The 25397-nt window shown below is 63.9% G+C and carries 24 protein-coding genes; 5 read left to right on the forward strand and 19 right to left on the reverse strand.

The window, feature by feature from the left end:
* The first annotated feature begins 128 nt into the window (after positions 1-128).
* Positions 129-1097, forward strand: coding sequence for a TIM barrel protein (locus tag H8S62_RS14480; protein WP_186919995.1), 969 nt, complete (start codon positions 129-131; stop codon positions 1095-1097).
* A gap of 40 nt (positions 1098-1137) precedes the next feature.
* On the opposite strand, the gene H8S62_RS14485 is transcribed toward H8S62_RS14480, so the two are convergent.
* Genes H8S62_RS14485 through H8S62_RS14500 form a run of 4 tightly spaced genes read right to left on the reverse strand, consistent with a single transcriptional unit; the run spans position 1138 to position 5077 of the window.
* The gene (locus H8S62_RS14485) at positions 1138-1746 is read right to left on the reverse strand and encodes a hypothetical protein (protein WP_341481066.1); all 609 of its coding nucleotides are present in this window, start codon (positions 1744-1746) and stop codon (positions 1138-1140) included.
* Positions 1747-1758: 12 nt separating this feature from the next.
* Entirely contained in the window at positions 1759-2130 is a 372-nt protein-coding gene (locus H8S62_RS14490; protein WP_155149817.1) for a hypothetical protein, read from the reverse strand.
* A gap of 26 nt (positions 2131-2156) precedes the next feature.
* Positions 2157-3686 (reverse strand): NAD(P)H-hydrate dehydratase, encoded by a 1530-nt coding sequence (locus H8S62_RS14495; RefSeq protein WP_186919997.1) that lies wholly within the window; start codon positions 3684-3686, stop codon positions 2157-2159.
* Positions 3683-5077: an MATE family efflux transporter gene (locus H8S62_RS14500; protein ID WP_341481067.1), complete on the reverse strand. Its 1395-nt coding sequence runs from the start codon at positions 5075-5077 to the stop codon at positions 3683-3685. Before H8S62_RS14500 ends, H8S62_RS14495 begins: the two co-directional genes overlap by 4 nt.
* A gap of 464 nt (positions 5078-5541) precedes the next feature.
* Between H8S62_RS14500 and pheS the strand changes: the two genes are divergently transcribed.
* Complete coding sequence (gene pheS, locus H8S62_RS14505) at positions 5542-6567, forward strand: phenylalanine--tRNA ligase subunit alpha (protein WP_186919998.1); 1026 nt, start codon at positions 5542-5544, stop codon at positions 6565-6567.
* A 93-nt stretch (positions 6568-6660) separates the two neighbouring features.
* On the forward strand, positions 6661-9063 hold the full coding sequence (gene pheT / locus H8S62_RS14510) for a phenylalanine--tRNA ligase subunit beta (RefSeq protein ID WP_186920000.1): 2403 nt from the start codon (positions 6661-6663) through the stop codon (positions 9061-9063).
* A 239-nt stretch (positions 9064-9302) separates the two neighbouring features.
* On the opposite strand, the gene H8S62_RS18400 is transcribed toward pheT, so the two are convergent.
* The gene (locus tag H8S62_RS18400) at positions 9303-9437 is read right to left on the reverse strand and encodes a hypothetical protein (protein WP_279287766.1); all 135 of its coding nucleotides are present in this window, start codon (positions 9435-9437) and stop codon (positions 9303-9305) included.
* 13 nt (positions 9438-9450) lie between these two features.
* Positions 9451-9624: a hypothetical protein gene (locus H8S62_RS14515; protein WP_173023535.1), complete on the reverse strand. Its 174-nt coding sequence runs from the start codon at positions 9622-9624 to the stop codon at positions 9451-9453.
* 206 nt (positions 9625-9830) lie between these two features.
* On the opposite strand from H8S62_RS14515, the gene H8S62_RS14520 reads away from it, so the two are divergent.
* Complete coding sequence (locus tag H8S62_RS14520) at positions 9831-10079, forward strand: IreB family regulatory phosphoprotein (protein WP_155149809.1); 249 nt, start codon at positions 9831-9833, stop codon at positions 10077-10079.
* Positions 10080-10147: 68 nt separating this feature from the next.
* Here the strand turns inward: H8S62_RS14520 and H8S62_RS14525 are convergent, their stop codons facing one another.
* The 13 genes from H8S62_RS14525 to H8S62_RS14585 form a co-directional block, all read right to left on the reverse strand.
* Positions 10148-11632, reverse strand: a complete 1485-nt coding sequence (locus tag H8S62_RS14525) for an alpha/beta hydrolase (RefSeq protein WP_186920001.1) — start codon at positions 11630-11632, stop codon at positions 10148-10150.
* A 121-nt stretch (positions 11633-11753) separates the two neighbouring features.
* Entirely contained in the window at positions 11754-12158 is a 405-nt protein-coding gene (locus H8S62_RS14530; protein ID WP_186920003.1) for a hypothetical protein, read from the reverse strand.
* Positions 12159-12266: 108 nt separating this feature from the next.
* A complete protein-coding gene (gene argF, locus H8S62_RS14535) occupies positions 12267-13193 on the reverse strand; it encodes an ornithine carbamoyltransferase (RefSeq protein ID WP_155149803.1) in 927 nt (308 codons plus the stop codon).
* A 49-nt stretch (positions 13194-13242) separates the two neighbouring features.
* A complete protein-coding gene (locus H8S62_RS14540) occupies positions 13243-14421 on the reverse strand; it encodes an acetylornithine/succinylornithine family transaminase (protein ID WP_186920004.1) in 1179 nt (392 codons plus the stop codon).
* Positions 14422-14512: 91 nt separating this feature from the next.
* Positions 14513-15367 (reverse strand): acetylglutamate kinase, encoded by an 855-nt coding sequence (gene argB / locus H8S62_RS14545; RefSeq protein WP_155149801.1) that lies wholly within the window; start codon positions 15365-15367, stop codon positions 14513-14515.
* On the reverse strand, positions 15368-15718 hold the full coding sequence (locus tag H8S62_RS14550; RefSeq protein WP_186920006.1) for a hypothetical protein: 351 nt from the start codon (positions 15716-15718) through the stop codon (positions 15368-15370).
* Positions 15719-15729: 11 nt separating this feature from the next.
* Positions 15730-16998, reverse strand: coding sequence for a bifunctional glutamate N-acetyltransferase/amino-acid acetyltransferase ArgJ (gene argJ / locus H8S62_RS14555; protein ID WP_186920007.1), 1269 nt, complete (start codon positions 16996-16998; stop codon positions 15730-15732).
* Positions 16999-17137: 139 nt separating this feature from the next.
* A complete protein-coding gene (gene argC, locus H8S62_RS14560) occupies positions 17138-18082 on the reverse strand; it encodes an N-acetyl-gamma-glutamyl-phosphate reductase (RefSeq protein ID WP_186920009.1) in 945 nt (314 codons plus the stop codon).
* Positions 18083-18220: 138 nt separating this feature from the next.
* Positions 18221-19600 (reverse strand): argininosuccinate lyase, encoded by a 1380-nt coding sequence (argH, locus tag H8S62_RS14565; RefSeq protein ID WP_186920010.1) that lies wholly within the window; start codon positions 19598-19600, stop codon positions 18221-18223.
* Positions 19601-19698: 98 nt separating this feature from the next.
* Positions 19699-20916, reverse strand: coding sequence for an argininosuccinate synthase (locus H8S62_RS14570; RefSeq protein ID WP_186920012.1), 1218 nt, complete (start codon positions 20914-20916; stop codon positions 19699-19701).
* Between the two features lie 620 nt (positions 20917-21536).
* Entirely contained in the window at positions 21537-21959 is a 423-nt protein-coding gene (locus H8S62_RS14575) for a VOC family protein (protein WP_186920014.1), read from the reverse strand.
* 13 nt (positions 21960-21972) lie between these two features.
* Positions 21973-22677 (reverse strand): DUF6320 domain-containing protein, encoded by a 705-nt coding sequence (locus H8S62_RS14580; RefSeq protein WP_155149786.1) that lies wholly within the window; start codon positions 22675-22677, stop codon positions 21973-21975.
* Between the two features lie 132 nt (positions 22678-22809).
* Positions 22810-24102, reverse strand: a complete 1293-nt coding sequence (locus H8S62_RS14585) for a hypothetical protein (RefSeq protein WP_186920016.1) — start codon at positions 24100-24102, stop codon at positions 22810-22812.
* A gap of 275 nt (positions 24103-24377) precedes the next feature.
* Between H8S62_RS14585 and H8S62_RS14590 the strand changes: the two genes are divergently transcribed.
* Positions 24378-25346: an alpha/beta hydrolase fold domain-containing protein gene (locus H8S62_RS14590; protein ID WP_155149783.1), complete on the forward strand. Its 969-nt coding sequence runs from the start codon at positions 24378-24380 to the stop codon at positions 25344-25346.
* Positions 25347-25397 lie beyond the last annotated feature (51 nt).

Consider the following 25397-nt stretch of genomic DNA (forward strand, 5'->3'; position numbering starts at 1 on the left):
CGCGGTTCCGGGAGAGTTTTTCCTCCCCCGGAGTCCCGGGCTCCGCCTCTGTCCGCGCGTTTGGGGGCCGAGGCGGAAGCCCGCCCGCTTTTCCGCCTTTATCTTTCAATTCTGACTGGAGGAATATCATGCGCCGTCTGATGAGCCTGCCGCTGGTGCGAAGCGTCCTGGCGGAGTATCCGGGTGGCGAGCTGGAGCGCTCCTGCCGCGCCCACGGCTGCGACGGCCTGGAGGTGGTCTGGGGCGGCGAGGATCTGCCCACGGACATCCCACCCGCCCTCCATGTGGGTTACCACCTTACCTTCTGGCCGGACTGGCTGGACTTCTGGCGGGGAGACGCCGCCGCCCTCGTCCGGAAGTTCGGCAGCAAGGCGGCCTGCGCCGCCTTCTACGGCGGTCCCCCCGGGCGGGATACCCTCCTGTCGGCCTACCGGGCGGACCTTGCCCGGGCGGCGGCCTGGGGGGCCAAATACGTGGTCTTCCATGTGTCGGATGTGTCCATAGAGGAGGGATACACCTACCGCTGGGAGCACTCCCATGAGGAGGTCGCCGATACGGCGGCGGAGTGCGTCAATCTCCTGCTGGACGGACGGGACTGGCCCTTCGCCCTTCTGGTGGAAAACCAGTGGTGGCCGGGCTTCACCTTTACGGACCCCTCCCTCACCCGCCGCCTGATGGACGGCATCCACTACGAAAACAAGGGCATCATGCTGGACACGGGGCATCTGATGAACGCAGACCCGGGAATCGGCAGCCAGGCGGAGGGCGCGGCCTTCATCCACAGGATGCTGGACGAGCACGGGGCGCTGTGCCGCTACATCCGGGGGATGCATCTGCACCAGTCTGTGAGCGGGGCCTACGTGAAGGCGCATACCGGCGCCCTGCCCCCCGATCTGCCGGAGGAGTACTTGGCCCGGTTCGGCGTAAGCTACGGCCATATTCTCCAAATTGACCGCCACCAGCCCTGGTCCTGCCCTGAAATCGCCTCGGTGGTCCGCCGGATCTCACCCGAATTTTTAGTCCACGAGCTCTCCGCGGAGAGCCGGGCGGAGCGTGAGGCGCGGCTGGACATTCAAAACCGATGCCTTGAGCGGTAATCGAAAAGCGGCCGCCGGTATTGAACCGGCGGCCGCTTCTTTACACCATCTGAAAGTCGGTAAACGCGCACTGGATAACCGTGGCCCCGTCCACGGAGACCTCCCCCCGGACCAGGCCGTGGGTGGCGGTATCGAACCAGACGCTGGCCTCGGTCCCCGTGCCCGCGGCGGCGTCCGGGTCCCGGTAGCAGACCCGCAGAGTCTGCACCTCCCCCAGCGTCTCCTCGGCGCACTCGGCGATGAAGCCCTCCTTCACCCAGTCCAGCAGGGCGGGAACCGAATCCACCGGGGAGAGCCCGTCGGGCGAGAGGGCTCCGGTCTCAATCCGCGCGCCGTCGAACTCCAGGGCGGTCTCCCCCGCCTCAATGCGCACCGTCACCCCCGCCACATCCTCCGGAGAGGTGAGGGTGAGTACGGTCTGCGCGTCCTTCTCCCAGGTCAGGCCCATGCCATACCGGTAGACCCGCTCCCCGTAGTCGGCGGTCACGTCCATGGAGGCCGTGCAGGCCGTCATCCCGATGTACTCCGTGCGGATCTCCAGGGCAAGCTGTTCCGCTTTACTGCCTCCCCCCTGTCCGCCCTGGCCGCAGGAGGCCAGGAGCAGACAGAGGATTATCATTTGTGCACCAATCATTCTGCGATGGCGCACAGATTTTCCCCCCTAAGACGTCTGATGTCTGTATTTCCACAGGCGCACGGCCTGCATATCGGTATAGATATAGAAGCCGCCCACCGCGATGAGCACAATCCAGCCAACCCGGCTGGGCCTGACAAAAAAGAGAACGTAGAGCCGGACCGCGAAAAAGAGCGCCGTATACAAAATTCCGAAGACAGGGCGTTTCCGGAGCACAAAGAGAATGCACAGGACCAGCGGTAGCAGGGCATTCAGCAAAAGGCTCCGCGGGTTCGGCGTCAGCAGGCTCATGCCGATGAACATCGAGGCAATCATGCACATGAGAATAATGGCTCTCTCCGCCGCCTCGGGCCGTACGTCCCGCTTTGACAAGGGATACTTTTCTTCCGTATGGTACATTTCACAGTCCCCTTATCTCTGTCTCTCTACTGCCCGGCCAGCTTCATTACCTCCGGGAGCCTGCGGATCATGTCTGTGGGCGTCATGCCGTACTCCCCCAGCTCCGCGGCGCAGAGGTCCCCCGCCATGCCGTGGAGGTACACCGCCATGGGCGCGGCCTCCCGGGGCGTAAAGCCCTGGGCCAGCAGGGACGCCAAAATGCCCCCCAGCACGTCGCCGCTGCCCCCCTTCGCCATGCCGGGGTTGCCCGTGGTGTTCACGTAGGCGGTCCCGTCGGGGAAGGCGGTGATGGTGCGGTGGCCCTTGAGGACCAGGCAGCAGCCGTGCTCCACCGCAAACTCCCGGGCGGCGCGGAGCCGGTCCCCGTGAGAGAGGTCCCCGCCGATGCGGGCAAACTCCACGTCGTGAGGGGTGAGGATGGTGCAGCAGCCCCGCCTATCCAAAATATCTATATGCCCGCCGAGGGCGTTTATGCCGTCGGCGTCCAGAATTACGGGCAGCTTGGTCTCCTGGAGGAGGTTGCGCACCACCGTACCCACCGTGTTGGAGCGGCCCAGGCCGGGGCCGACGAGGCACACACCGAAGCTGGGCAGGCGCTCCAGCACCGCCATTGCGGCCCCCAGCTCCAGCATCCCCTCCTTGCCCGAGGGCAGGGGGTGGACCATGGCCTCGTCCAGCTTGGCCGCCGCGATGGGCCACACCTGGCCGGGCACGCCCACCGACACCAGCCCCGCGCCGCTGCGGACGGCGGCCTGGGCCGCCATCACCGGCGCGCCGGAGAGCCCCATGCTGCCGCCCAGGATATAGACTCTGCCGAAGTCCCCCTTGTGGGCGTCCCGGGGCCTGCGGGGCAGGCGGACGTCCGGGCGCTCCACCGCCGCGACGGGGTACTCCTGCCCCTGGACCAGGTCCGCCGGGATGCCGATGTCCGCCACGGTGAGCTCCCCCGTGCAGAGGGCCCCCTTTCCGACAAAATGCCCGGCCTTTGGCAGTGTAAAGGTAACTGTCCTGACAGCCTCTACCGCCGTGCCCAGGATGCGGCCAGTGTCCGCCTCCACCCCGCTGGGGATATCGGCGGAGACCACCGGGATGGCGCAGGTATTCATCATATGTACCGCAATCTGCGCGTCCTCCCGCAGCTCGGTATTCAGCCCGATGCCGAAGAGGGCGTCGATCATCACGTCCGCGCCCAGGCACCAGGCGGCGAAGTCCGGGTCGCTGGCTGTAAAGTCCTCCAGCTTTCCGCCTTTTTTCTCCAGCCGCTCCGCCATCTCCTGGCAGTCAGGGGTCATGCGGTAGCGCCTTCCCACCAGAACGGCCCGGATCTCCCAGCCCGCCTCCAGCAGGAGCCGGGCCGCGGCCACGCCGTCGCCCCCGTTGTTGCCCGCGCCGCAGAAGCAGACGGCCCGCCCGCCGGTCTCCTTCCCGGCCGCCTCCCCGGCCGCCCTGGCCAGGGCGGCGGCGGCGCGCTCCATCAGCTCCGTGGAGGGGACGCCCCGCTCCTCGATGGTAATCCGGTCCAGCTCCCGCATCTGCTTTGCCGTTGCGATTTTCATTGCGTCTGACACTCCCTGTCCGGCGCCTCCTCCTCTGCAACTGCCCTGCAGGGGGCGAAATCCACCCTGCGGAAGAGGAGCGCGCCTAAAATCAAGATGATGAAATTGCTGATTACCATGGCATACCACACCCCGCTTGGCCCCACGCCGGTGAAGTGGCGGAAGCACAGAATCAGGGGCAGCCGCACTGCCCAGAGGCGGCAGGTGGACATCCAAAAGGCGTAGACGGTTTTGCCCGAACCGTTGAAGACCCCCAGGTAGTTTTGAAAAAGGGACATGAGCGGCTGGGTCAGCAGCACCCAGAACATATACTCCATGGCGGCGGCCTGCGTGGCCGCGTCGTTGCTGAGCAGCGCTACGGTCCAGCCCCGCAGCGGGAACAGCAGCAGGCTCCCCGCCACCGCGATGACAAGGCCGATGTTCCGGCTGACGATGTAGGCCTGCCGCGCCCGGCCGCCGTTGCCCGCGCCGATGTTCTGGCCCACATAGGCCGCCAGCACCGAGCCCAGGGCCAGGACGGGCATGAGCAGGATGTTGGAGACCTTGTTGCCGATGCTGAACGCCGCGGTGACCGCGTCGCCGTAGCTGAGGATCAGGGCCTGAAGCACCAGGAAGCCCAGAGAGCTGAGGGCCTGGCTGAAGGCGGCCGGGGCCGCCACACGGGTCAGGCGGGAGAATACGCTCCACCGCAGGCGGAATTCCCGCCGGGTCAGGCTGAGGGACTGCCTGGGCGAAAAGAGAAGCAGCAGGCAGACCGGGGCGACGGCGGCGTTTCCCAGCATGGTGGCAAGGCCCGCGCCGAAGACCCCCATGCCGAAGCCCCGGACGAAGAGGCCGGTGAGCACGATGTTGAGGAGCACGGCGCTGACGGACAGAATCACCGGCGTCACCGTATCCCCCTGGGCCTGGCGCACGGCCTGGAACGCCGCGAAGATGAACGTGAAGATCAGCTCGAAGGAGCGCACCCGCAGATAGGACACGGCGCAGACAAAGACATCCCCCTCCGCCCCCATCAGCGCCATGACCCCCGGCGCAGCGAAGTAGAGCAGCAGGTTCATCACCGCGCCGAAGAGGACCGCCACCGCCAGAAGCACACCGGCGTTCTCCCTGGCCTGGTCCTTCCGCCCCGCGCCCAGAAGCTGGCTGATCACCGCCACCCCCGCCACGCCGAAGCCCACCTGGAAGGCGGTGAAGATGTTCAGCAGGGGCCAGGAGATGGACACCCCCGCCTGCGCCGCCACGGAGCCCGGGATCTGGCCGATGAAAAAGGTGTCCACCAGCTCGTTGAAGGCCTTCATGAAATTGGCCCCGAAGACGGGCAGCGCCAGAATCAGAAAGGCCCTATAGAGGTTCGGCTCCCGGAGCAGCAGCTCCGTGCGGTTCTGTCTCACTTCATTCAGCTCACTTTTCTTTGGTGTGATACGATGGCGCGCCGGGGAGGGCTTCGCAGCTTACAAATTCTGTGACAGGCAACGCCCATTATAGCCCTGCGGAAACGCCGCGTCAATTTCATCTTGCAATTTCCACGCCAATGTGGTATAAACACTAAGTATAAACGCAGAGAACGGGAAAATAGCGCAGTTTCGTCACGCAGAGAATGGCGGTCACCGGCTGAGAGCCGCCTGTGAAGAGTGCGCTTGGTTCGCCCGGGAGCGGCCGCGGGGAAAGACGCGGACGGTGACCATCCGTTACGGTGGCTTGAGTGCGCGCGCCTGCGGGGTGCGCGAATGCGGGTGGTACCGCGGAAGGCTTGCCTTTCGTCCCTTTGGTATGAGGGATGAAGGGCATTTTTTGTTGTCAAAACGAGGATTGGCCGTCAGCGGCCTGTTCTCCCCTGAATGAAGGAGCTGTAAGTATGAAAGAAAAACTGGAGCAGATCAGGCGCGAGGCCCTGGAGGCGCTGGAGCAGACCAAGGCCGCTCAGGACCTGGAGGCCCTGCGGGTGAAGTACCTGGGCAAGAAGGGTGAGCTCACCGCCGTCCTCAAGCAGATGGGCTCCCTCTCCACCGAGGAGCGGCCCGTCATCGGCGAGCTGGCCAACAACGTCCGGGAGGCCCTCACCGACGCTCTGGCCCGCCGGCAGAAGGCCATTGAGGAGGCGGCGCTCAACGCCCGGCTGGAGAGTGAGACCCTGGACGTGACCATCCCCGGCAGGCGCCCCGAGGTGGGCCACAAGCACCCCATGTCCATCGCCCTGGACGAGCTGAAGGACATCTTCGTTGGCATGGGCTTCCAGATCGCCGAGGGGCCGGAGATTGAGCTGGCGGAGTACAACTTCACCAAGCTGAACACCGAGGAGGGCCACCCCGCCCGGGAGTGGGGCGACACCTTCTATATCAGGGAGGACTCCTCCCTGCTGCTGCGCACCCAGACCTCTCCCCTGCAGGTACGCACTATGGAGCGTCAGCAGCCCCCCATCCGCATCATCGCCCCGGGCCGGGTCTACCGCAAGGACGAGGTGGACGCCACCCACTCCCCCATGTTCCATCAGGTGGAGGGCCTGGTGGTGGACAAGGGCATCACCATGGCCGACCTGAAAGGCACCCTCAACGCCATGGTGGAGCAGCTCTACGGCGCGGGCACCAAGACCCGCTTCCGCCCCCACCACTTCCCCTTCACCGAGCCCTCCTGCGAGGTGGACGTCCAGTGCCACGCCTGCGGCGGCGCCGGCTGCCGGGTGTGCAAGGGCGAGGGCTGGATTGAGCTTCTGGGCGCGGGCATGGTCCACCCCAAGGTGCTCCAGGGCGTGGGCATCAATACCGACGTGTACTCCGGCTTTGCCTTCGGCATGGGCCTGGAGCGCACCGCCATGCGCCGCTTCGGAATCACCGATCTGCGGCTGATCTTCGAGAACGACATGCGGTTCCTCAGCCAGTTTTGAGGGAGCGGCGGGGCTTGTCCCCGTCCTGCACACCTCCGTATAACCGTAGGGCGGGGGCCATCCCCCGCCGCAGAAAAAGGGAGAATCTAAATTATGAATTTATCTCGTAAATGGCTGACGGAATTCGTGGACATTCATGTCAGCGACAAGGAATACTGCGACGCCATGACCCTCTCCGGCTCCAAGGTGGAGGGCGTGTCCATCCCCGGCGGGGAGATCAAAAACGTGGTGGTGGGCACGGTCCTCTCCATGGAGCGCCACCCCGACTCCGACCATATGTTCACCTGCAGTATCGACGCGGGTACCGGCGCGCCCATTCAAATTGTCACCGGCGCGCAGAATGTGGAGGTGGGCGACTGCGTGCCCGTGGCCATGGACGACTCCTGGCTGCCCGGCGGCGTCCACATCACCGCGGGCAAGCTCCGGGGCGTGGAGTCCTGCGGCATGCTCTGCTCCCTGAAGGAGCTGGGCCTCACCACCCACGACTACCCCTACGCCATCGAGGACGGCATCTTCATCCTCTCAGACGACCCCGATTTGCTGCGGGACGGCCTCGCCCCCGGTGCGGACGTGGTGCCCCTGCTGGGTCTGGACGACTCCGTCGTGGAGTTTGAGATCACCCCCAACCGGCCCGACTGCCTAAGCGTCATCGGCCTGGCCCGGGAAACCGCCGCCACCTTCGGCGCGCCCCTCAAGCTCCATACCCCGAAGGTCAGGGGCACCGAGGGCGAGACAGTGGCCGACATTCTGGACGTGGAGATCGAGGACCCGGACCTCTGCCCCCGGTACACCGCCCGGATGGTGCGCAACGTGAAGATCGCCCCCTCCCCCGAGTGGATGCGCCGCCGTCTGCGCTCCAGCGGCGTGCGGCCCATCAACAACATCGTGGACATCACCAACTACGTGATGCTGGAGTACGGACAGCCCATGCACGCTTTCGACTTCTCCTGCGTGGAGGGCGGAAAGATCATCGTCCGCACCGCCCGGGAGGGCGAGGTCATCCAGACCCTGGATGGGGCGGACCGCTCCCTGACTACCAATATGCTCTGCATCTGCGACGAACACCGGCCCGTTGGCGTGGCCGGCGTGATGGGCGGCGCCAACAGCGAGATTATGGGCGACACCGCCATGGTGGTCTTCGAGAGCGCCAACTTCAACGGCGTATCCATCCGCCGCACCGCCACCGCCCTGGGCATGCGCACCGACGCCTCCGCCCGGTATGAGAAAGGCCTGGACCCCATGAATACCTATAAGGGCGTCCAGCGTGCCTGCGAGCTGGTGGAGCTGCTGGGCTGCGGCGAGGTGGTGGACGGCGTCATCGACGTCATCGCCGCCGACCAAAACCCCCGCACCGTGAAGCTGGAGCCGGCCAAAATCAACGCCCTGCTGGGCACCGACATCAGCGAGCACGAGATGCGCGCCATGCTGGAGCGCCTTGACTTCAAGTTGGAGGGCGACACCATCACCGTGCCCTCCTGGCGCTCCGACGTGGAGCACTACTCCGACATTGCCGAGGAGGTTGCCCGGCTCCACGGGTACGACAAAATCCCTGTCACTCTCATGCGGGGCGAGACCACCCAGGGCGGCTTCTCGGACAAGCAGAAGTCCGAGCGCCAGACGGGCGCCCTCCTGCGCGGCATGGGGTACAGCGAGATCATCACCTACTCCTTCATCTCCCCGTCCTACTACGACAAGATCCGCCTTCCCGCCGACTCCGCCCTGCGCAGGTCGGTGACCATCCTCAACCCCCTGGGGGAGGACACCTCCGTCATGCGGACCACCGCCCTCCCCTCCATGCTGGAGACTCTGGCCCGGAACTACTCCTACCGCAACAAGTCCGCCCGTCTCTACGAGATCGCCACGGTCTACCACCCGGTGGACGGACAGGACCTGGCCGAGGAGCGGCCCATGCTCTCCCTGGGCGCCTATGGCGGGGACGCGGACTTCTTCGCCCTCAAGGGCGTGGTGGAGGCCGTGCTCGCCGCCATGAACGTCCGGAACGTGCGCTTTGAGTCCCGCAGCGGCATCCCCGCTTTCCACCCCGGCCGCTGCGCCCGGGTGACGGCGGGCGGCGTGGAGCTGGGCGTCCTCGGCCAGCTCCACCCCCTCACCGCCCAGAACTACAGCATGGACTGCGACGTGTTCGCCGCCCAGCTGGACTTCCTGGCGCTGCTGGAGCAGCGGGCCGGCGAGGCGCGGTACGAGCCCCTCCCCCGCTTCCCCAGCGTCACCCGGGACATCGCCGTGGTGTGCGGCGACGACGTCACCGTCGCCGCCCTGGTGGACTGCATCGGCAGGGGCGCCAGAGGTCTGCTGAAGGAGGTGGAGCTCTTCGATATCTACACCGGAGCGCCCATCCCGGCGGGCAGGAAGAGCGTGGCCTTCAACCTGACCCTCCGCGCCGAGGACCGCAGCCTCACCGCCGCCGAGGCGGACGAGGACGTGAAGTCTGTTTTGGCGCTGCTGGAGAGCGAGCTGGGCGCTGTGCTGCGATAGGCTCCACACCGCCCCGGCGCCGTGCAAGCGTTTTGACCCTCTCCCGCAGGGCCTAAACCCTGATGCCGGAGCAAAAATTTATTTGCTCCGTGCAGATAAAGCGCCCACTGCCCCGGACTGCACCGCCCGAGAGGAATCGGCGGGCAGGCAGACGCCCCCCCTCCGATACAAGAAATAAACCGCCCCGTAATGTGCTGAAAGCACATTACGGGGCGGTTTACGCAGGTACGGGTTGTTTTCTATGCGCCGTGATTCGGAATGGACTTCTTCTTCGCGCTGCGGTTCTGGTTCTGATTCTCCCGGGTAATGGGGGTCTGGCCGTTGCACTTCTCCATCCGGGCCTTCTTGCTGTCGGGCTGGCTGTCCTTGGGCATCCTGCTCATCCTCCTAAAAATGGCGGCTGTATTTCACCGCGTACTCCTCCAGGCGCTCGAAGGAGTCGATGCTCTGGTATCTGGGGCCAATGCGGTCCTGCACGTAGCTGGGGAGCGCGTTGAAAAAATCCTCCGCGCCGCGCTCGTGCCGGAAGAGCGAATACATGTCGTTGTACTTCCCTTTCATTGCCGTTCACCTCGGCATTAGTTTGTGCGGCTGCGCCCATTTCAAACTGGAAATGGAAGGTATGGCAAATAGAAGCCGCGCATTGGCGCCCCAACTATTAAACTTTCCTAAATTTTCGCAATCTCCCCTTTACACTCTGATTTATTTCGGGTACAATAGGGAACAGTTACAAGAAGTAACAATATTGCTCGGGGGGTGTGACCATTATGGAGATGGACTACACGAGAAAATTCAGCCTCAGCTATGAGAAGGATCAGGAGATTAAAGATATCCTCACGTCTGTCTACAACTCCCTGCAGGAGAAGGGTTACAATCCCATCAACCAGATCGTGGGCTATATTCTCTCCGAGGACCCCACCTATATCACCAACTACAACAACGCCCGTGCGCTGATCCGCCGTCTGGATCGGGACGAGCTGCTGCAGGAGCTGGTGAAAAAGTATCTGGCGGACTGAAATGAGATGTAAAAGGAGGGCGGCCGATTGGCCGCCCTCCTTTTTTGCCCCGCGAACCGCGCCGTCCGTCACCGTCCCCAGGCCGCGCTGACCCATACCCTTCCGCCGTCCGCCGTGAGGGAACACCGCACGACGCTCCCCAAATCCACCTCCGTGAAGAGGCTCAGCGGAACCCGTATCTGGGAAAACAGGGTATATCCGCTTCCGCCCAGGGCCGGTTCCGGCGCGCTCAGGCGCACCCCCGCGCTGCCGCCGGCGCTGTCGGTCAGGACAAGCGTCAGATTGTCCGCCTGCTCCATCACCGCCAGATCCAGCGCCAGGGTGTCAAAGCCGTTCAGGTCCCCCTGCTTCAGCGGCAGGTCCATCGCCCCGCCCCCGCGCTCCCAGACGCCCTCCCAGAACGTGAGGGCGTGATCCGTGCCCCAGCTCAGGGGGATTGCGATATCAGTGGACCGGCTGTCCGCCGTGATGCGCCGGGTCCTGCACCCGTCGGAGGCCGCGGCGGCCTTCCCGCTGTCCGATAAGAGCGCCGTATCCCCCGACAGCCAGAGCTCCCGGACCGCCTGGCCATAGCGCCGCCCCGGCGCAGGCCCGGCGGCGTCAAGCAGCGCACCCTTCCCTGCCGCCGCTTCGCAGAAATCGGCCAGATAGCGGCAAAGGAAGTCCTGCTGCTCCCTGGGCGTCAGGGCCGCTCCGCTACCGCAGGCGGCGTCGTCCTCTGAAAGAGAGGCGTTGAAGAAATTGTGGTTCGCCCCTTCCAGAAGCGTCAGGCCGGTGGGGCTTTTCAGCCCGTCATCCCAGCGGGGCCGAAGGTAGGCATAGCCGTCCAGCGTGTCCACGTCCCCGTCCATCTGCGGCACCAGAATTACTGCGGGGATGTCCCGCCAGTCTTTTTCCGCCACCCTCAGGTTGGGGGCCACCGCGCACACGCCTATGGCGTTTTCCCAGGCGCAGCCCAGGTTCAGCGCCGCGTCGCCGCCCCTGGAATGGCCCGCCAGAATCACGCTGTCCAGGTCCAGCCGCCCGGTCAGGTCCAGCGGGAAGAGGTCCTCCCCGCCGTTGGCCCGGGCAAAGCAGTTCAGCTGCCGCCCGGCGATCTGGGCCGTCCTCACGTCGTCATCCCTCTGGCCGTACGCGCTCTGAATGTCCAGGCTGGCCGCGGCCAGGCCCCGGCGGGCCAGGTACTCGGTCAGGTAGGCAAAGCCCTCGTAAAACCGGGCGTCCGGGTTCTTGCCGTCGTGGTTGCCGTGGAGCACCAGCACCAGAGGCAGGCGCTCCCCCGCCGCAGGCAGTGAGAGCCTGCCCCGGATGCGAAAGGTCATCCCGTCCACGGCAGCCTCCCCCAAATCGTACTCCAGAGACACAATTTCCGCCGCTCCGTCCCTCCCGCCCTCCCAGGCCGCAGCGTCCAAATCCACAGTGGTCTTTGGCGCCGCCGCTGCCGCAGGGACCGGCGGGTCGTCATGGACTACGGCGGGTCCGCCGCGGTTTCCGCCGCAGGCGGACAGAAGCAGGAGCAGGCACAGCAGGCACACAGGCATATATCGTCTCATATCCCATCCTCCCTTTTCCGGATATCCTACTCCCAAATTTTTGCGAAACCCAGATTTGTTTTTTAAGATTATCTTTGATATGAATGAAAAAACAGGGCGGTTCCTCGGAACCGCCCTGTTTTTATGTGATTGGAATGAAGCCCTCCGGTATCTCGTCCCCGCTGTAGAGCGCCTGCGCACCGAGCAGCCCGCAGATGTCGTACATTTTGTCATCGGCAAAGACGTACTCCTCGCTCGCCCAGATTTCCCTGAGCCTCTCCCGCGCGTCCTCTCCGCACAGGTCAACCAGGAACTCAGGAAACTGCGTCTGATAGGTATCCGAATCAAACTCCATATACTCTGGAACGTTCGGCCTGGCATAGTCCGCCTTGATCCCCCGTTCCAGGTCGCTGTAGGATATCGTGAGCACATCGCTGTCAAAGAGCGAGCACGCCAGGACCGGCACGCCGAATATTTCCGCCAGCTGACCCGTATCCCTGCTGCTGACGATGGGGCCTTGGCACATATTCCCATTAAATAAAGACACCCACCGGGCCTGCTCAGCATATGCCAAGGTTATGCACGCAATCTTTTGGCGTCATACTGTTGATGAGGGCCTGCAGCTCCGGCGTCAGTTTCTCCTCCCCATCCTGTCCTACTGCGCCTCTTCCCCGCCCATCAGCAGGTACATGACCGCCTTCTGCGCGTGAAGGCGGTTCTCCGCCTCATCGAAAATCTCATTGGCGTGGTGCTCGAAGACCTCGGCAGTGATCTCCTCCTCCCGGTGGGCGGGCAGGCAGTGCTGGACCATGGCGCCGGGATGGGCCAGGGACATGAGGGCGGCGTTGACCTGGTAGCCGGCGAAGGCCTTCTCGCGCACGGCCTTTTCCTCCTCCTGTCCCATGGAGGCCCACACGTCGGTGATGACCACGTCGGCGTCCACCGCGGCCTCCTCGGGCCTGCGGCAGAGCTCAAATTTGCAGTCGGCGACGGTTTTGGCGAAGTCCAGCACCCTCTGGTCCGGGTCGTACCCCTCGGGGCAGGCCACGGACACGTCCATGCCGCACTTGAGGCCGCCCACGATGAGTGAGTTGGCCATATTGTTGCCGTCGCCGATGAAGCAGAGCTTCAGCCCCTCCAGCTTGGTCTGGTGCTCCCGGACGGTCATGAGGTCGGCCAGTACCTGGCAGGGGTGGGAGAAGTCGGTGAGGCCGTTGATGACGGGGATGGAGGCGTACTTTGCCAGCTCCTCCACCTCGTCCTGGCCGAAGGTGCGGATCATGATGCCGTCGCAGTACCGCGAGAGGACCCGGGCCGTGTCCTGGATGGGCTCGCCCCGGCCGATTTGGCTCTCCTTGCCGGAGAGGAAGAGCGCGTGTCCGCCCAGCTGGAACATGCCGGTCTCAAAGGACACACGGGTGCGGGTGGAGTTCTTCTCAAAAATCATGGCCAGGGTCTTGCCCTGGAGGTAATTGTGGGTCAGGCCGTGCTTCTGGTTGTACTTCATCTGGTCGGCCACGTTCAGGATTTTGGTGATGTCCTCCCTCGAGAGGTCCAAGAGCTTTAAAAGGTCCTTTTGCATTTCAGTCACCTCGATACGTAATTTCGGCGGGACCCGCCCCGCCGGCGGTCTATGCCAGCGTCCGCTCCATGATGGCGAGGCCCTTGTCAATCTCCTCCCGTGTGATGGTAAGGGGGGGCAGGAGGCGCAGGGCCGTGCCCGCCGTCAGGACCAGCAGGCCGTTTTCGATGAGCCTGGCGGCCAGCTCCCTGTTGCTGCGCTCCCCCAGGACCTCCACGCCGATCATCATGCCGAGGCCCCGGGTGCCGCCCAGGCAGTCCACACCCATATGCTCAATCCTCGCCCGGAGATAGTTCCCGTTCTCCCGGACGGCGGCCAGCGCCTCCTCGTCCAGGATATCCAGCACCGCCAGCGCGGCGGAGGCGCAGATGGGGTTGCCGCCGAAGGTGGTGGCGTGGGCGCCGGGACCCAGCACGCCGCTGCACTTGTCGTTCGCCAGGAAGCCGCCCATGGGCAGACCTCCCGCGATTCCCTTGGCGAAGGAGGCGGCGTCCGGAATGATGCCGTACTGCTGGAAGGCGAAGAGGGTGCCCGTCCGGCCCACGCCGGTCTGCACCTCGTCCACCAGCAGCAGCCAGTCCCGCTCCGCGCAGAGGACGGCCAGGTCGTGGACGAAGGCCTGGTCCATGGGAAGCACGCCGCCCTCGCCCTGGACCAGCTCCAGCAGCACGCCACAGACGTCGTGGCCGGCAACCTCGGCCACGCTGTCCATATTCCCCGCCTCGGCATAGCGGAAGCCGTCGATGAAGGGGAAGAAATAGTTGTGGAAGACGTCCTGGCCGGTGGCGGTCAGGGTGGTGATGGTGCGGCCGTGGAAGGAGTTTTTGAGGGTGATGATGGTCCCCCGCCCCTTCCCGTACTTGTCGAAGGAGTACTTGCGCGCCAGCTTGATGATGCCCTCGTTGCTCTCCGCGCCGGAGTTAGCGAAGAAGGCGTTGGCCATGCCGGTGCGCTCGCAGAGCTGCTGGGCCAGTCTGGCGCAGGGCTGGGAGTAGAAAAGGTTGGAGATGTGCCCCAGCTTCCCCGCCTGCTCCGTGACGGCCGCCACCCATTTGGGGTTGGCGTACCCCACGGAATTTACGCCGATGCCGCTGGCAAAGTCGATATACTCCCGCCCCGCCAGGTCGTACAGGGTGGCTCCGCTGCCGTGGTCGATGTCCACGTCGAACCGGCCGTAGGTGGGCATGACGTAGCGGCCGTCCAAACGCTTGAGTTCTTCATGATTCACGATGGCGTTCCCTTCTTTCGAGGTAAAGGCGAACGGCAGAAAGCCGACTGCGCGCCGAGCGCTCTTTACGGTTTACCTTTGCGTTTTTCTATTACAGAAGCATCGTCCCGATCCCCTCGTCGCTCAGCAGTTCTATGAGGATGGAGTGGGGGATGCGGCCGTCGAGAATAATGGTGCTCTTCACCCCGGATCGGACGGCCTCCACGCAGCAGTCCACCTTGGGGATCATGCCGCCCTTGATGACGCCGTCCTTCACCAGGCCCGGCACCTGGGACAGCTCCACCACGGGGATGAGGGTGTCCTCGTCCCCGGGGTCACGCAGCAGGCCCCGGATGTCCGTGAGGAGGATGAGCTTCTCCGCGTGGAGGGCCACCGCCAGCTTGGCGGCGGCGGTGTCGGCGTTGATGTTGTAGGCGGTCTCGGCGTCGGCCCCCTGGGCCACGGTGGAGATGACGGGGATATAGCCGTCGTTCAGGCAGTCGGTGACCGCCGCCGGGTCCACATGGGTGATCTCCCCCACCAGGCCGTACTTCTCATCCAGCCGCCTGGCCTCAAAGAGGCCCGCGTCCATGCCGCACAGGCCGATGGCTCTGCCGCCCAGGCGGTTGAGAGTGGAGACCAGATTCTTGTTCACCTTGCCGCAGAGGACCTGCTGGACCACGTCCATGGTCTCCCGGTCGGTATACCGCAGGCCGTCCACGAATTTGGACTCCTTGCCAATCTTATTCAGCATGTCGGTGATCTCCGGACCGCCGCCGTGGACCACCACCACCCGCACGCCCACCAGATGGAGCAGGATGATGTCGGAGATGACGGCGTGGCGCAGCTCGTCGGAGATCATGGCGTTGCCGCCGTATTTGACCACCACCGTTTTGCCGGAGTACTTTTGAATATAGGGCAGCGCCTCGGCCAGTACCTGGGCGCGCTCCGTCTGATGATATGGCATTTACTCTTTCTCCCTTTCCGCCGCCGCGGCGGCGCGGACTTCATGCCGTCCGGCTGCAAAGGCGGCCGCCGTACCCAGGAAAAGTGCGCCGCCGAAGAAGATATAGGGGAACCCGTCGTCCCGGAAGCTGGCGTCGAAAAAATGATAGGACATATAGTTGTCTCCGGCAAACAGGATAATCCCGGTAAACCGCAGGACCCCGTAGACCACGCCCGCCCCCAGCAGCGCCAGCGCCAGAATGCAGATAAACCGCCGCCCGCGCTTCAGGCACCAGCGGGACACGGCGTAACTCATCGTTCCGGGTATCAGCACTAAACTCACCAGAAGAACCGTGAACAAAAAAATCTCCACGCCACGCTCTCCTATGTCCGGTAGTCCCCGTTGATTTTCACATAATCATAGGTCAGATCGCAGCCCCAGCAGCTCGCCTCATGCTCCCCCTCGCGGAGGCACACGTCGATGACCACATTGTCCCGGGATAGGATGCTCTTGGCCCGGTCCTCGTCGAAGTCCACCCCCGCGCCGTGCCGGCAGACCAGAATCTCCCCCAGATCGGAGCAGAACTTTACGTCCACGTACTCGGGGCGGAAAGGGGCCTTGGAATAGCCCATAGCACAGAGAACCCGGCCCCAGTTGGCGTCCGCGCCGAACATGGCGGCCTTCACCAGGGGCGAGCCCACCACGGCCTTGGCCAGGCGCTCAGCGCTCTCCTCGCTGCGGGCCTCGGCGACCCGGCAGGTCACCAGCCGGGTCGCGCCCTCGCCGTCGCCGGCGATGGCCTTCGCCAGCTCCTCGCAGACAAAGTGGAGGGCCCGGACAAAGACGGTGTAGCTGTCGTCCTTCCACTCGATGAGCGGATTGCCCGCCATGCCGTTGCAGAGGACCACGCACATATCGTTGGTGGAGGTGTCCCCGTCCACGGTGACCCGGTTGAAGGTCCGCGGCACAATCTCATGGAGGGCATCATTTAACATTTCCTGGGAAATCGCGCAGTCGCTCGTCACGAAACAGAGCATGGTGCCCATGTTGGGGTGGATCATGCCGGAGCCCTTGGCAATGGCCCCGATGGTCACCGTACTCCCGCCGATGGGGACCGTCACGGCGATCTCCTTCTTCTCAGTGTCGGTGGTCATAATGGCCCGGGCCGCGTCGTCCGAGCCGCCCTCCCTCTTCATCTGCTCCGCCAGAATGGGCACACCCTGCTCAATGGCCGCAATGTTGAGGGTCTGGCCGATGACGCCGGTGGAGGCCACAACGAAGTCGGTGGGCTTCAGCCCGGTGGCCGCCGCAGCCGCCGCACACATCTTTTCCGCATTCTCGTGCCCCTCGGGGGCGCAGGCGTTGGCGTTGCCCGAGTTTGCGATCACGCCCCGGGCAACGCCGTCCTCAAGATGCTCCATGGTCACATAGAGGGGCGCGGCCTTCACTCGGTTCATGGTGTAGGTAGCCGCGGCGGTGCACTCCCTCTCCGAGAGAATCATGGCAAGGTCCCTCTTGCCGGACAGGTAGTCCTTCATGGAACTGACCACGGGCTGGTTGCCGTCCGCCCCCGCGCTCTTTTTCACGCCGCAGCGGATGCCGCCCGCCGTGAAGCCAATCGGCGCCGTCACGCCGCCGGAAATTTGTTTCATCAATATACGCCTCCAGACAGACCTTCAATGTTCGTGATTCCGCCGCACTTCAGGGGCGGGACAAGCCGATCCCCGCGCAGCGGGGCGCGCCGTATGGCGCGGCGGCAGGCGCGGATTCAATCCGAGCCGCCAAGAATTTCTATTCCAGTACCAGTCCCAACGTCTCCTCAAGCCCCAGCATCAGGTTCATGTTCTGGACCGCCGCGCCGGAGGCGCCCTTGCCCAGGTTGTCCAGTCGGGCGGTGAGGACAGCCTGTTCCCCGCTGCCGTTGACGAAGATCTGCAGCGTGTCCTTACCCTCCAGATTATTGGCGCCGATAAAACCGCATTTGGGCGCGTCGCCGGGCCGCAGGGTGACAAGCGTTTCCCCTTGATAGTAGGTGCTGTAGAGGTCGCGCAGGCTCTCAATACTCTGCTCCCCGCTGAGCATCGAGAGCCGGAGGGGCACCACCACCACCATCCCCCGGGGGTAGTCGCAGATGATGGGGCTGAAAATCGGCTCGTGGGACAGGCCGCAGACCGCCGTCATCTCCGGCAGGTGCTTGTGCCGGAGGCCCACGGCGTAATGCCTGGGGCTGTCCAGCTCCCGCTCCCGGCCGGGGTCCTCATACTGGGCGATGGCCTTCTTCCCCGCCCCGGTGTAGCCCGAGAGGGCGTGGGCGGCGAGGGGATAGCCGGGGGGCAGCACGCCCTCCTCCACCAGGGGCCGCACCAGGCTGATGAAGCCGGTGGCATAGCAGCCGGGGTTGGCCACCCTGACCGCGTCCCTGATCTTCTCCCTCTGGCCGTGGAGCTCCGGAAGGCCGTACACCCAGCCGGGGGCGGTGCGGTGGGCGGTGGAGGCGTCAATCACCCGGGTACCGGGATTCTCAATCAGCTCCACCGCCTCGACGGCGGCGGCATCCGGCAGACAGAGGAAGACCAGATCGGCGGCGTTGAGGAGCTTCTTCCGCTCTGTCAGGTCTTTCCGCTTTTCATCATCGATGAGCAGCAGCTCCAGGTCCTCCCGGCCCCCCAGCCGCTCATAGATCTGCAGGCCGGTGGTCCCCTCCTTGCCGTCAATATAGATTTTGGGCTTGGACATCTTCAACACCCCCGCGCTTCATTCATTGGATAATATGAGCCATTTTTCGCATATCCTGCGCCTCCCCGCTCATCCGCCCATGCCATTATCATAGCACCGCCGGCAGAAAAAGGAAAGCTGTGGTTTATTTGTGTGAGGTCAGCCTCTCTCCTCCACAAACGCCCGGATAGCCTCAATCTGCCGCTCCACAGCCTCCTTGGCGGGGCCGCCGCAGACCTTTCTGCCGTTGACGCAGGTCTTGAGCTCCAGCGCCTCGTACACGTCGGCGTCGAACACGCCCGAGACGGACCGGAAGTCCTTGAGAGGCAGGGTGTCCAGGGTCTCCCCCGTCTTGATGCACATATTCACCAGCCTGCCCACGATCATGTAGGCCTCCCGGAAGGGCAGGCCCTTCTTCACCAGGTAGTCGGCGCAGTCGGTGGCGTTGATGAAGCCGCCGCTGGCGGCCTTGCGCATGTTCTTCGGCAGGACGGTGAGGGTGTCCAGCATGGCGGTGAAGACGGGCAGGCACATCTCCACGGTGTCGATGGCGTCGAACACCGGCTCCTTATCCTCCTGCATATCCTTGTTGTAGGCCAGGGGCAGCCCCTTCATAACGGTGAGCAGGGAAAACAGGGAGCCGTACACCCGCCCGGTCTTGCCCCGGACCAGCTCGGCCACGTCGGGGTTCTTCTTCTGGGGCATGATGGACGAGCCGGTGGAGTAGGCGTCGTCCAGCTCCACATACTTGAACTCCCAGGAGCACCACAGGATGATCTCCTCGGAGAAACGGCTCAGGTGCATCATGAGGATGGAGCAGGCGGAGAGGAACTCGATGGCGAAGTCCCGGTCGGAGACCGAGTCCATAGAGTTGTCGGTGGGCTTCCGGAAGCCCAAGGCGGCGGCAGTCTGGAAGCGGTCCACGCCGTAGGTGGAGGTGGCGAGGGCGCCCGCGCCCAGGGGGCACTCGTCCATGCGCTCCGTGCAGTCCTCCAGGCGGGTGATGTCCCGCCTTATCATGTTGGCGTAGGCCATCATGTAGTGGGCGAAGGTGGTGGGCTGTGCCCGCTGAAGGTGGGTGTATCCGGGCATGACGGTCTCCAGATTGGCCCGCGCCTTTTTGACCAGCACCTTCTCCAGCTCCAGCGCCATGCCGATGATGACGGGGATTTCCCGCTTTACGAAGAGGCGAAAATCCAGCGCCACCTGATCGTTCCGGCTGCGGGCGGTGTGGAGGCGCTTGCCCGTCTGGCCGATGCGATCGGTGAGCAGGGCCTCAATGTTCATGTGGATGTCCTCGTTGTCCAGGGAGAACTCCACATTGTCCGCCTCAATATCGGCCAGAATGGCCTTGAGCCCGTCGATAATCTTCTCCGCCTCGCGGGCCTCGATGATGCCCTGCCGCCCCAGCATAGCGGCGTGGGCCATGGAGCCCTCGATGTCCTCCTTGTAGAGCCGGGCGTCGAAGGTGATGGAGGAGTTGAAGTCGTTGACGAGGGTATCGGTCTCCTTTTGGAACCGGCCGGCCCATAATTTCATGCCATGTCACTCCAAACTGTTTTTATGAAATTCGTAATAAGGAATAGGGAATAGGCCGCGTTTTCTCCACCTATTCCCTATTGCCTATTCCATTTTGCTTACTTCAGCTTCCCCTGCTCCCGCAGCGCCTGGACGGTGTCAGGCAGGCCCCAGAGGTTGATGAAGCCCTGGGAGTCCTTCTGGTCGTAGTCGCTCTCCTCGAAGGTGACGAGGTTCTCGGAGTAGAGGGTCTCGGGAGAGGTCACGCCGGCGGTGATGATATTGCCCTTGTAGAGCTTGAGCTTCACCGTCCCGGTGACGTGCTTCTGGGTCTCGGTGGCGAACGCGCTCAGCGCCTCCCGCAGGGGGGTGAACCACTTGCCGTTGTAGACGAGGTCGGCGAAGTCCACAGCCAGCTTGCTCTTCATGTGGGCGGTGTCCTTGTCGATGGTGATCATCTCCAACACCTCGTGGGCCCGGTAGAGGATGGTGCCGCCGGGGGTCTCATACACGCCCCGGTCCTTCATGCCCACCAGCCGGTTCTCCACGATGTCGAGGAGGCCGATGCCGTTGGCGCCGCCCAGATTGTTGAGAACGCGCACGATGTCGCTGGCCTTCATCTCCACGCCGTCCACGGCGGTGGGGACGCCCTTCACGAAGTCGATGGTCACGTATGTAGGCGCGTCGGGGGCCATGACGGGACTGACGCCCATCTCCAGAAAGCCCTCCTTGTCGTACAGCGGCTCGCTGGCCGGGTCCTCCAGGTCCAGGCCCTCGTGACTCAGATGCCAGAGGTTCTTGTCCTTGGAGTAGTTGGTCTCGCGGGAGATTTTCAGGGGCACGTTATGGGCCTCGGCGTAGTCGATCTCCTCGTCACGGCCCTTGATATCCCACTCCCGCCAGGGGGCGATAATCTTCATCTCGGGGGCGAAGCGCTTGATGGCCAGCTCGAACCGCACCTGGTCGTTGCCCTTGCCGGTGCAGCCGTGGCAGATGGCGTCGGCCCCCTCGGCCTTGGCGATCTCCACCAGCCGCCTGGCGATGATGGGCCGGGCAAAGGCGGTGCCCAGGAGATAGTCCTCGTACTTGGCGCCCATCTGCAGGGAGGGGATGATCACCTCGTCCACCATCTCGTCCACCAGATCCTCCACGTACAGCTTGCTGGCGCCGGTCTTGATGGCCTTCTCCTCCAGGCCGTCCAGCTCGGTGCCCTGGCCCACATCACCGGAGACGGCGATGATCTCGGGGTTTCCGTAGTTCTCCTTCAGCCAGGGGATGATGATGGACGTATCCAGACCGCCGGAGTAAGCGAGGACCACTTTTTTTATCTCAGACATGGTAAAAACCTCCGTTTGTTGTTTCATTGGGGATAGTCTACCACGGCCCGCGCTAAAAAGCAAGGGGCAACTCGCATAATTATGCGAGTTGCCCCCGTTTATTCTCGTGTACTATGCTAGCAATATGCATATTATTCGTTTTTATATGAATATTCATTGTCTGAGTGCATATCGTCTGCCGCAGGGCACGTCGACGCCCCGCCGGGGCCTCTTGGCAGGGGCCCGCCCCGTAGGAAGGCGGCCCGATGAAAGCGCCGCCCATTCGGCGCCTCACTCTTTGCGCCTCGGGTACGGCGCTTTTTCATCGGTCAGCCCGGCAAGATACTCCATGCTTGTGTCCAAGGCAATTGCAATCCTTTTGCATTGCTCAAAGGAATCAGTAGCGCCTTTCATTTTCAATCTTTGAGCAGTCGCTTTGGTCAATTCCGGTCAGCATCTGCATTTTTCCTGCGTAAGTTTTCTCTCTATTCTTAAATCTTTTAATTTTCCCATTATTATCGCCGCCCAAATTATGGCAATCTAACCGATTGATTTTAGAGGTATCTTGACCGATGCTCCGCGCAGGCGTATTGTTTCCTTATCAAAAACGCGCGCAGAATCCTGCGCGCGTTTCTTGCCGTCTATTTCACCCGCGCCGCCATGGGGTGGCCGGGGTTGAACTGCACCAGATCCCACAGGTTCCCATAGAGGTCCCGGAACACCGCCACCATGCCGTAGTCGGCCTCCTTGGGATCCCGCTCAAAGGCGATTCCCAGGGCCTTCATCTCATTGTAATCCCGCCAGAAGTCGTCGGTCCCCAGGAACAGGAACACCCGTCCCCCGGCCTGGTTGCCGATATACGGCTCCTGGACGCTTTTGGAGGCCCGGGCCAGCAGAACCGTCGTCCCGCTGGAACCGGGCGGGGCCACCACCACCCAGCGCTTGTCCTGTTCGGGCTGATAGGTGTCCTCCACCAGCGTGAAATGCAGCTTCTCCGTGTAAAATGCGATGGCCTCGTCGTAGTCCCGGACCACCAGGGCGATGTGCACGATGGACTGAATCATCGGAAAACCCTCCTCACATGTGGAATCTTCTCCGCACCTCTTCCCGCAGGGAGGGCACCCGGCGGACGATGACCAGCGGGATGATGAGGGCCACGCAGATGGTGACCACCACCAGGGACCAGGTGGGCTCCCAGGTTCCCAGCAGATACCAGTCCAGAAAGAGCTCCACCCCGAAGAGGAAGAAGCCCACGGCCCCGATGACCAGGGTGATGCTGCTCAGGATGCTCCGCTTCCCGCCCCGCAGGACAAGGCCCAGGAAGAGGACCGCCGCGCCCCCCAGCAGGATGACCGGCAGGGCCAGATGCCAGAACCAGGCGCTGCCGCTCAAATCCACAGAGATGAGGTACACGTAAATCGCCACGGCCACCACGTCGAAAACCAGCCGGGTGCACAGGTGCATCCCCCGCATCAGCAGGGGCGGCACAAACCAGACCCACAGCATAACCGCCGCGCCGATGACGTAGAGGGACCAGGCCCGCTCCGGGTGGAGAAAGAGGTTTAAAATGCCGCAGCACAGCGCCGCCGAGGCCAGCATGGCGGAGAGGAGCAGCGCCAGCTCCCACTTGGAGACCTCGGGCACCTCCCCCTTCTGGGTGGGAAAGGGTCTGGGGCTCACGGTATCCACCGGGGCAGACGGGTTGACCACCGGCGTATGGCACAGCGGGCAGGCCGACGCCGTCGCGTCCAGCTCCACCCCGCAGTTGACACAGTAAGACATAAGATACCTCCGCTAGAAGTAGTCGGCAACAGAGAAATGGGCGTCCTCTTTTCGGACGTCACCGCGCAGAGCGGGCCCGTTTGCCCGGGGCGGACCGCTCACCGGGGCCTGATGCCGCTTCCCCACCGCCGGTCAGCCGGTTCGGTTGCTCTCCACCCTCACCGGCACGCCCTCCCGCACCAGCCGGCAGAAGAACCGCCGCTCGGTCTCGCTGGAGACGCCGGTGCCGGCGAAGGTAATCTCCATAATGTTGCCGTAGCTGATGGACGCGCAGTGGGGGGACGGCCGGGTGGCCTGGCCCAGGATGACCTCCATCCGCTGGATGTGGGGGGCCATCTCCTCCGGCACCCTGAAGGCCCCGGGGTTGGTGTAGGTGGCCGAGTAGGGCCGGGCGGCCACCAGCTTGTAGGAGAGGGACATCACCGGGTTTTTGAGGAACACCGGGAAAATCTGCAGCAGCTTATTGGTGGTGAAGCGCACGTTGCCCGTAAAGGTGGCCTGCATCTGCTGGCGGTTGATGTTCAGGCGCAGAAAATGGTGGACATAGTCCACCAGCTCCTTGAGGGTGTAATCCCCCAGCTCCGGGTCGATGCAGGGCCGCACCGTCAGGATGAAGTTGCGCAGAGTTTCCGACGGGAAGCCGCTGCGCAGGTTGATGGGGATGGCCAGGGCCACCGGCTTCTCATGCCGGGGCTTCTCCGCCTTCTGGTTCTCCATGATGGACAGCATCAACACCGCCGTCAGATACTCCGTGATGGACGCGCCGTAGGCCTTGGCCGCCGCCTTGAGCTTGTCCACCGGGACGAAGCCCATGGTCACGTTCAGCGTGTAGAACGGCTCCGCCGCGCTCTTGTTGGGATAGGCCGTCCTGGCCCAGCCGCCCCGCAGGACCTTCTTGCCTGCGTATCTGGTGTAGGCGTCCTCCATCTCCTCCGGCCTGGGTGGCTCGTCCACATCCAGCACGCCCTCCCCGTTGGGGACGGCGTGCCCCAGCTCCCGCAGGTACACCGCCAGCAGCGTGCGGAAAAAGACCAGCGCGCCGCCCCCGTCGGACAGGGCGTGGAACACCTCCAGGGAGATGCGGCGCTCATAGTAAAAAAACCGCACCAGCCAGCCGTTGTCCTCCTTGAAGCGGACGGGCTGGCAGGGATTGGAGATGTCCCTCTTCACAAAGGGGCCGGGGGCATTGTTGGGCTCCAGATAGTACCAGAAAGCCCCCTTTTTGATCCTCACCCGGAAGCCGGGAAACCGCGGCATGGTCTTCTCCACCGCCCGCTGGAGCGCATCGGGGTCCACCCGCTCCGTCATCACCGCCGAAAAGCGGTAGATGGCGGAGTACTTCTCCTTCTGGATCGCGGAGTAGAGGACGCCCGCGTTGTCCAGCCGGTACCAGCCGGGCTTGGGCTCCTTCTTCTGCTTCGCCATGGGCATCCCTCCCTTCTGTCCAACATCAATCGGTATTATTTTATCACGCATATATGTAAACTACAAGGGAAACAGGGGATGCGGACGCCGTCAATACGGCGGCTTTGTCTATTTCTTTTTCCGCGCTTACATGATATAATGCAAAGCTGTATTACCGAAAACCGGGGCTTCGCAGAGCGCGGTATCTGCGAAGCTTATGTTCAATTTCCCCTCCGGTCCGCCCGGCCGCTCCATTATTACCTTTTACCGATACCGCCCCCACGAAAGGAGTCCCCATGGATTCAGAGAAGACACCACTCCACATGAAGCTCGTCCGCCGCACCACGGAGCAGAAGGCGGCGGCGGAGCAGCGCCGCCTGGCCCCCATGATGCGGGCGCTCAAGGCCATCCACTCCGCCACTTCTCCCGAGTCCATGGCCCCCGACGATCTGGAGCGCCAGCGCTCGGGCCAGGAGCTACTGGGCCGCCTGGCCGCCCCTATGCTGGGCATGAGCTGGGAGCCCTTTGAGCTCTCCGGCATGAACGCCGCCTGGGTCCGGCCCGACCGGGGGCACGACAAGCGCCGGGCCATCCTCTACTGCCACGGCGGCGGCTATACCAGCGGCAATCTGGGCTACTCCCGGCCCCTGGCCTCCAAGATGGCCAACGTCACCGGGTGGGAGGTCCTCTCCTTCGAGTACCGCCTGGCCCCGGAGCACCCCTTCCCCGCCGCGGTGGACGACGCGATGAAGGCGTGGGACTACCTGATGTACCAGGGCTACGGCGCCCGGGACGTGATGGTGGCGGGCGACTCCGCCGGCGGCAACATGGCCCTGGTCCTCTGCCACCGGCTCAGGGCCGCGGGCCGCAGGCTGCCCGGACGGCTCATCCTCATGTCCCCCTGGACCGACATGACCGCCAGCGGCAAGTCCTACGCGGAGCGGGCCGACATCGACCCCACCATCAGCCTGGACTATATCAAGGCCGTCCGCTCGGCCTACGCCCGGGACGCCGACCTCTCCAGCCCGCTTCTCTCCCCCCTCTTCGGGGACTTCACCGGCTTCCCCCCCACCCTGATTCAGGTGGGGTCCAACGAGATTCTCCTCTCCGACTCCATCCGCCTGCGGGACCGGATGCTCGCCGCCCGGGTCCCCTGCCAGCTTGAGGTCTGGAACGACGTGTGGCACGTGTTCCAAATGTTCCCCATCAAAAAGGCCAACCAGGCCATGGAGAGCATCGGCCGCTTCCTGCTGGAGCAGTTTTAAGCAAAAACGCGCCGCCGGTCACCCGGCGGCGCGTTTTTCGGCTGCAGTTAG

This window comes from Lawsonibacter faecis, from assembly GCF_014287675.1.
Classification (GTDB): domain Bacteria; phylum Bacillota; class Clostridia; order Oscillospirales; family Oscillospiraceae; genus Pseudoflavonifractor; species Pseudoflavonifractor faecis.

What these genes read in the sequence shown, in the direction of transcription:
- H8S62_RS14480 (WP_186919995.1), top strand. Translation starts at nt 129, where the DNA reads ATGCGCCGTCTGATGAGCCTGCCGCTGGTGCGAAGCGTCCTGGCGGAG.
- H8S62_RS14490 (WP_155149817.1), bottom strand. Translation starts at nt 2,130, where the DNA reads ATGTACCATACGGAAGAAAAGTATCCCTTGTCAAAGCGGGACGTACGG.
- H8S62_RS14495 (WP_186919997.1), bottom strand. Translation starts at nt 3,686, where the DNA reads ATGAAAATCGCAACGGCAAAGCAGATGCGGGAGCTGGACCGGATTACC.
- pheS (WP_186919998.1), top strand. Translation starts at nt 5,542, where the DNA reads ATGAAAGAAAAACTGGAGCAGATCAGGCGCGAGGCCCTGGAGGCGCTG.
- pheT (WP_186920000.1), top strand. Translation starts at nt 6,661, where the DNA reads ATGAATTTATCTCGTAAATGGCTGACGGAATTCGTGGACATTCATGTC.
- H8S62_RS18400 (WP_279287766.1), bottom strand. Translation starts at nt 9,437, where the DNA reads ATGCCCAAGGACAGCCAGCCCGACAGCAAGAAGGCCCGGATGGAGAAG.
- H8S62_RS14515 (WP_173023535.1), bottom strand. Translation starts at nt 9,624, where the DNA reads ATGAAAGGGAAGTACAACGACATGTATTCGCTCTTCCGGCACGAGCGC.
- H8S62_RS14520 (WP_155149809.1), top strand. Translation starts at nt 9,831, where the DNA reads ATGGAGATGGACTACACGAGAAAATTCAGCCTCAGCTATGAGAAGGAT.
- H8S62_RS14525 (WP_186920001.1), bottom strand. Translation starts at nt 11,632, where the DNA reads ATGAGACGATATATGCCTGTGTGCCTGCTGTGCCTGCTCCTGCTTCTG.
- argF (WP_155149803.1), bottom strand. Translation starts at nt 13,193, where the DNA reads ATGCAAAAGGACCTTTTAAAGCTCTTGGACCTCTCGAGGGAGGACATC.
- argB (WP_155149801.1), bottom strand. Translation starts at nt 15,367, where the DNA reads ATGCCATATCATCAGACGGAGCGCGCCCAGGTACTGGCCGAGGCGCTG.
- argJ (WP_186920007.1), bottom strand. Translation starts at nt 16,998, where the DNA reads ATGAAACAAATTTCCGGCGGCGTGACGGCGCCGATTGGCTTCACGGCG.
- argC (WP_186920009.1), bottom strand. Translation starts at nt 18,082, where the DNA reads ATGTCCAAGCCCAAAATCTATATTGACGGCAAGGAGGGGACCACCGGC.
- argH (WP_186920010.1), bottom strand. Translation starts at nt 19,600, where the DNA reads ATGAAATTATGGGCCGGCCGGTTCCAAAAGGAGACCGATACCCTCGTC.
- H8S62_RS14570 (WP_186920012.1), bottom strand. Translation starts at nt 20,916, where the DNA reads ATGTCTGAGATAAAAAAAGTGGTCCTCGCTTACTCCGGCGGTCTGGAT.
- H8S62_RS14575 (WP_186920014.1), bottom strand. Translation starts at nt 21,959, where the DNA reads ATGATTCAGTCCATCGTGCACATCGCCCTGGTGGTCCGGGACTACGAC.
- H8S62_RS14580 (WP_155149786.1), bottom strand. Translation starts at nt 22,677, where the DNA reads ATGTCTTACTGTGTCAACTGCGGGGTGGAGCTGGACGCGACGGCGTCG.
- H8S62_RS14585 (WP_186920016.1), bottom strand. Translation starts at nt 24,102, where the DNA reads ATGGCGAAGCAGAAGAAGGAGCCCAAGCCCGGCTGGTACCGGCTGGAC.
- H8S62_RS14590 (WP_155149783.1), top strand. Translation starts at nt 24,378, where the DNA reads ATGGATTCAGAGAAGACACCACTCCACATGAAGCTCGTCCGCCGCACC.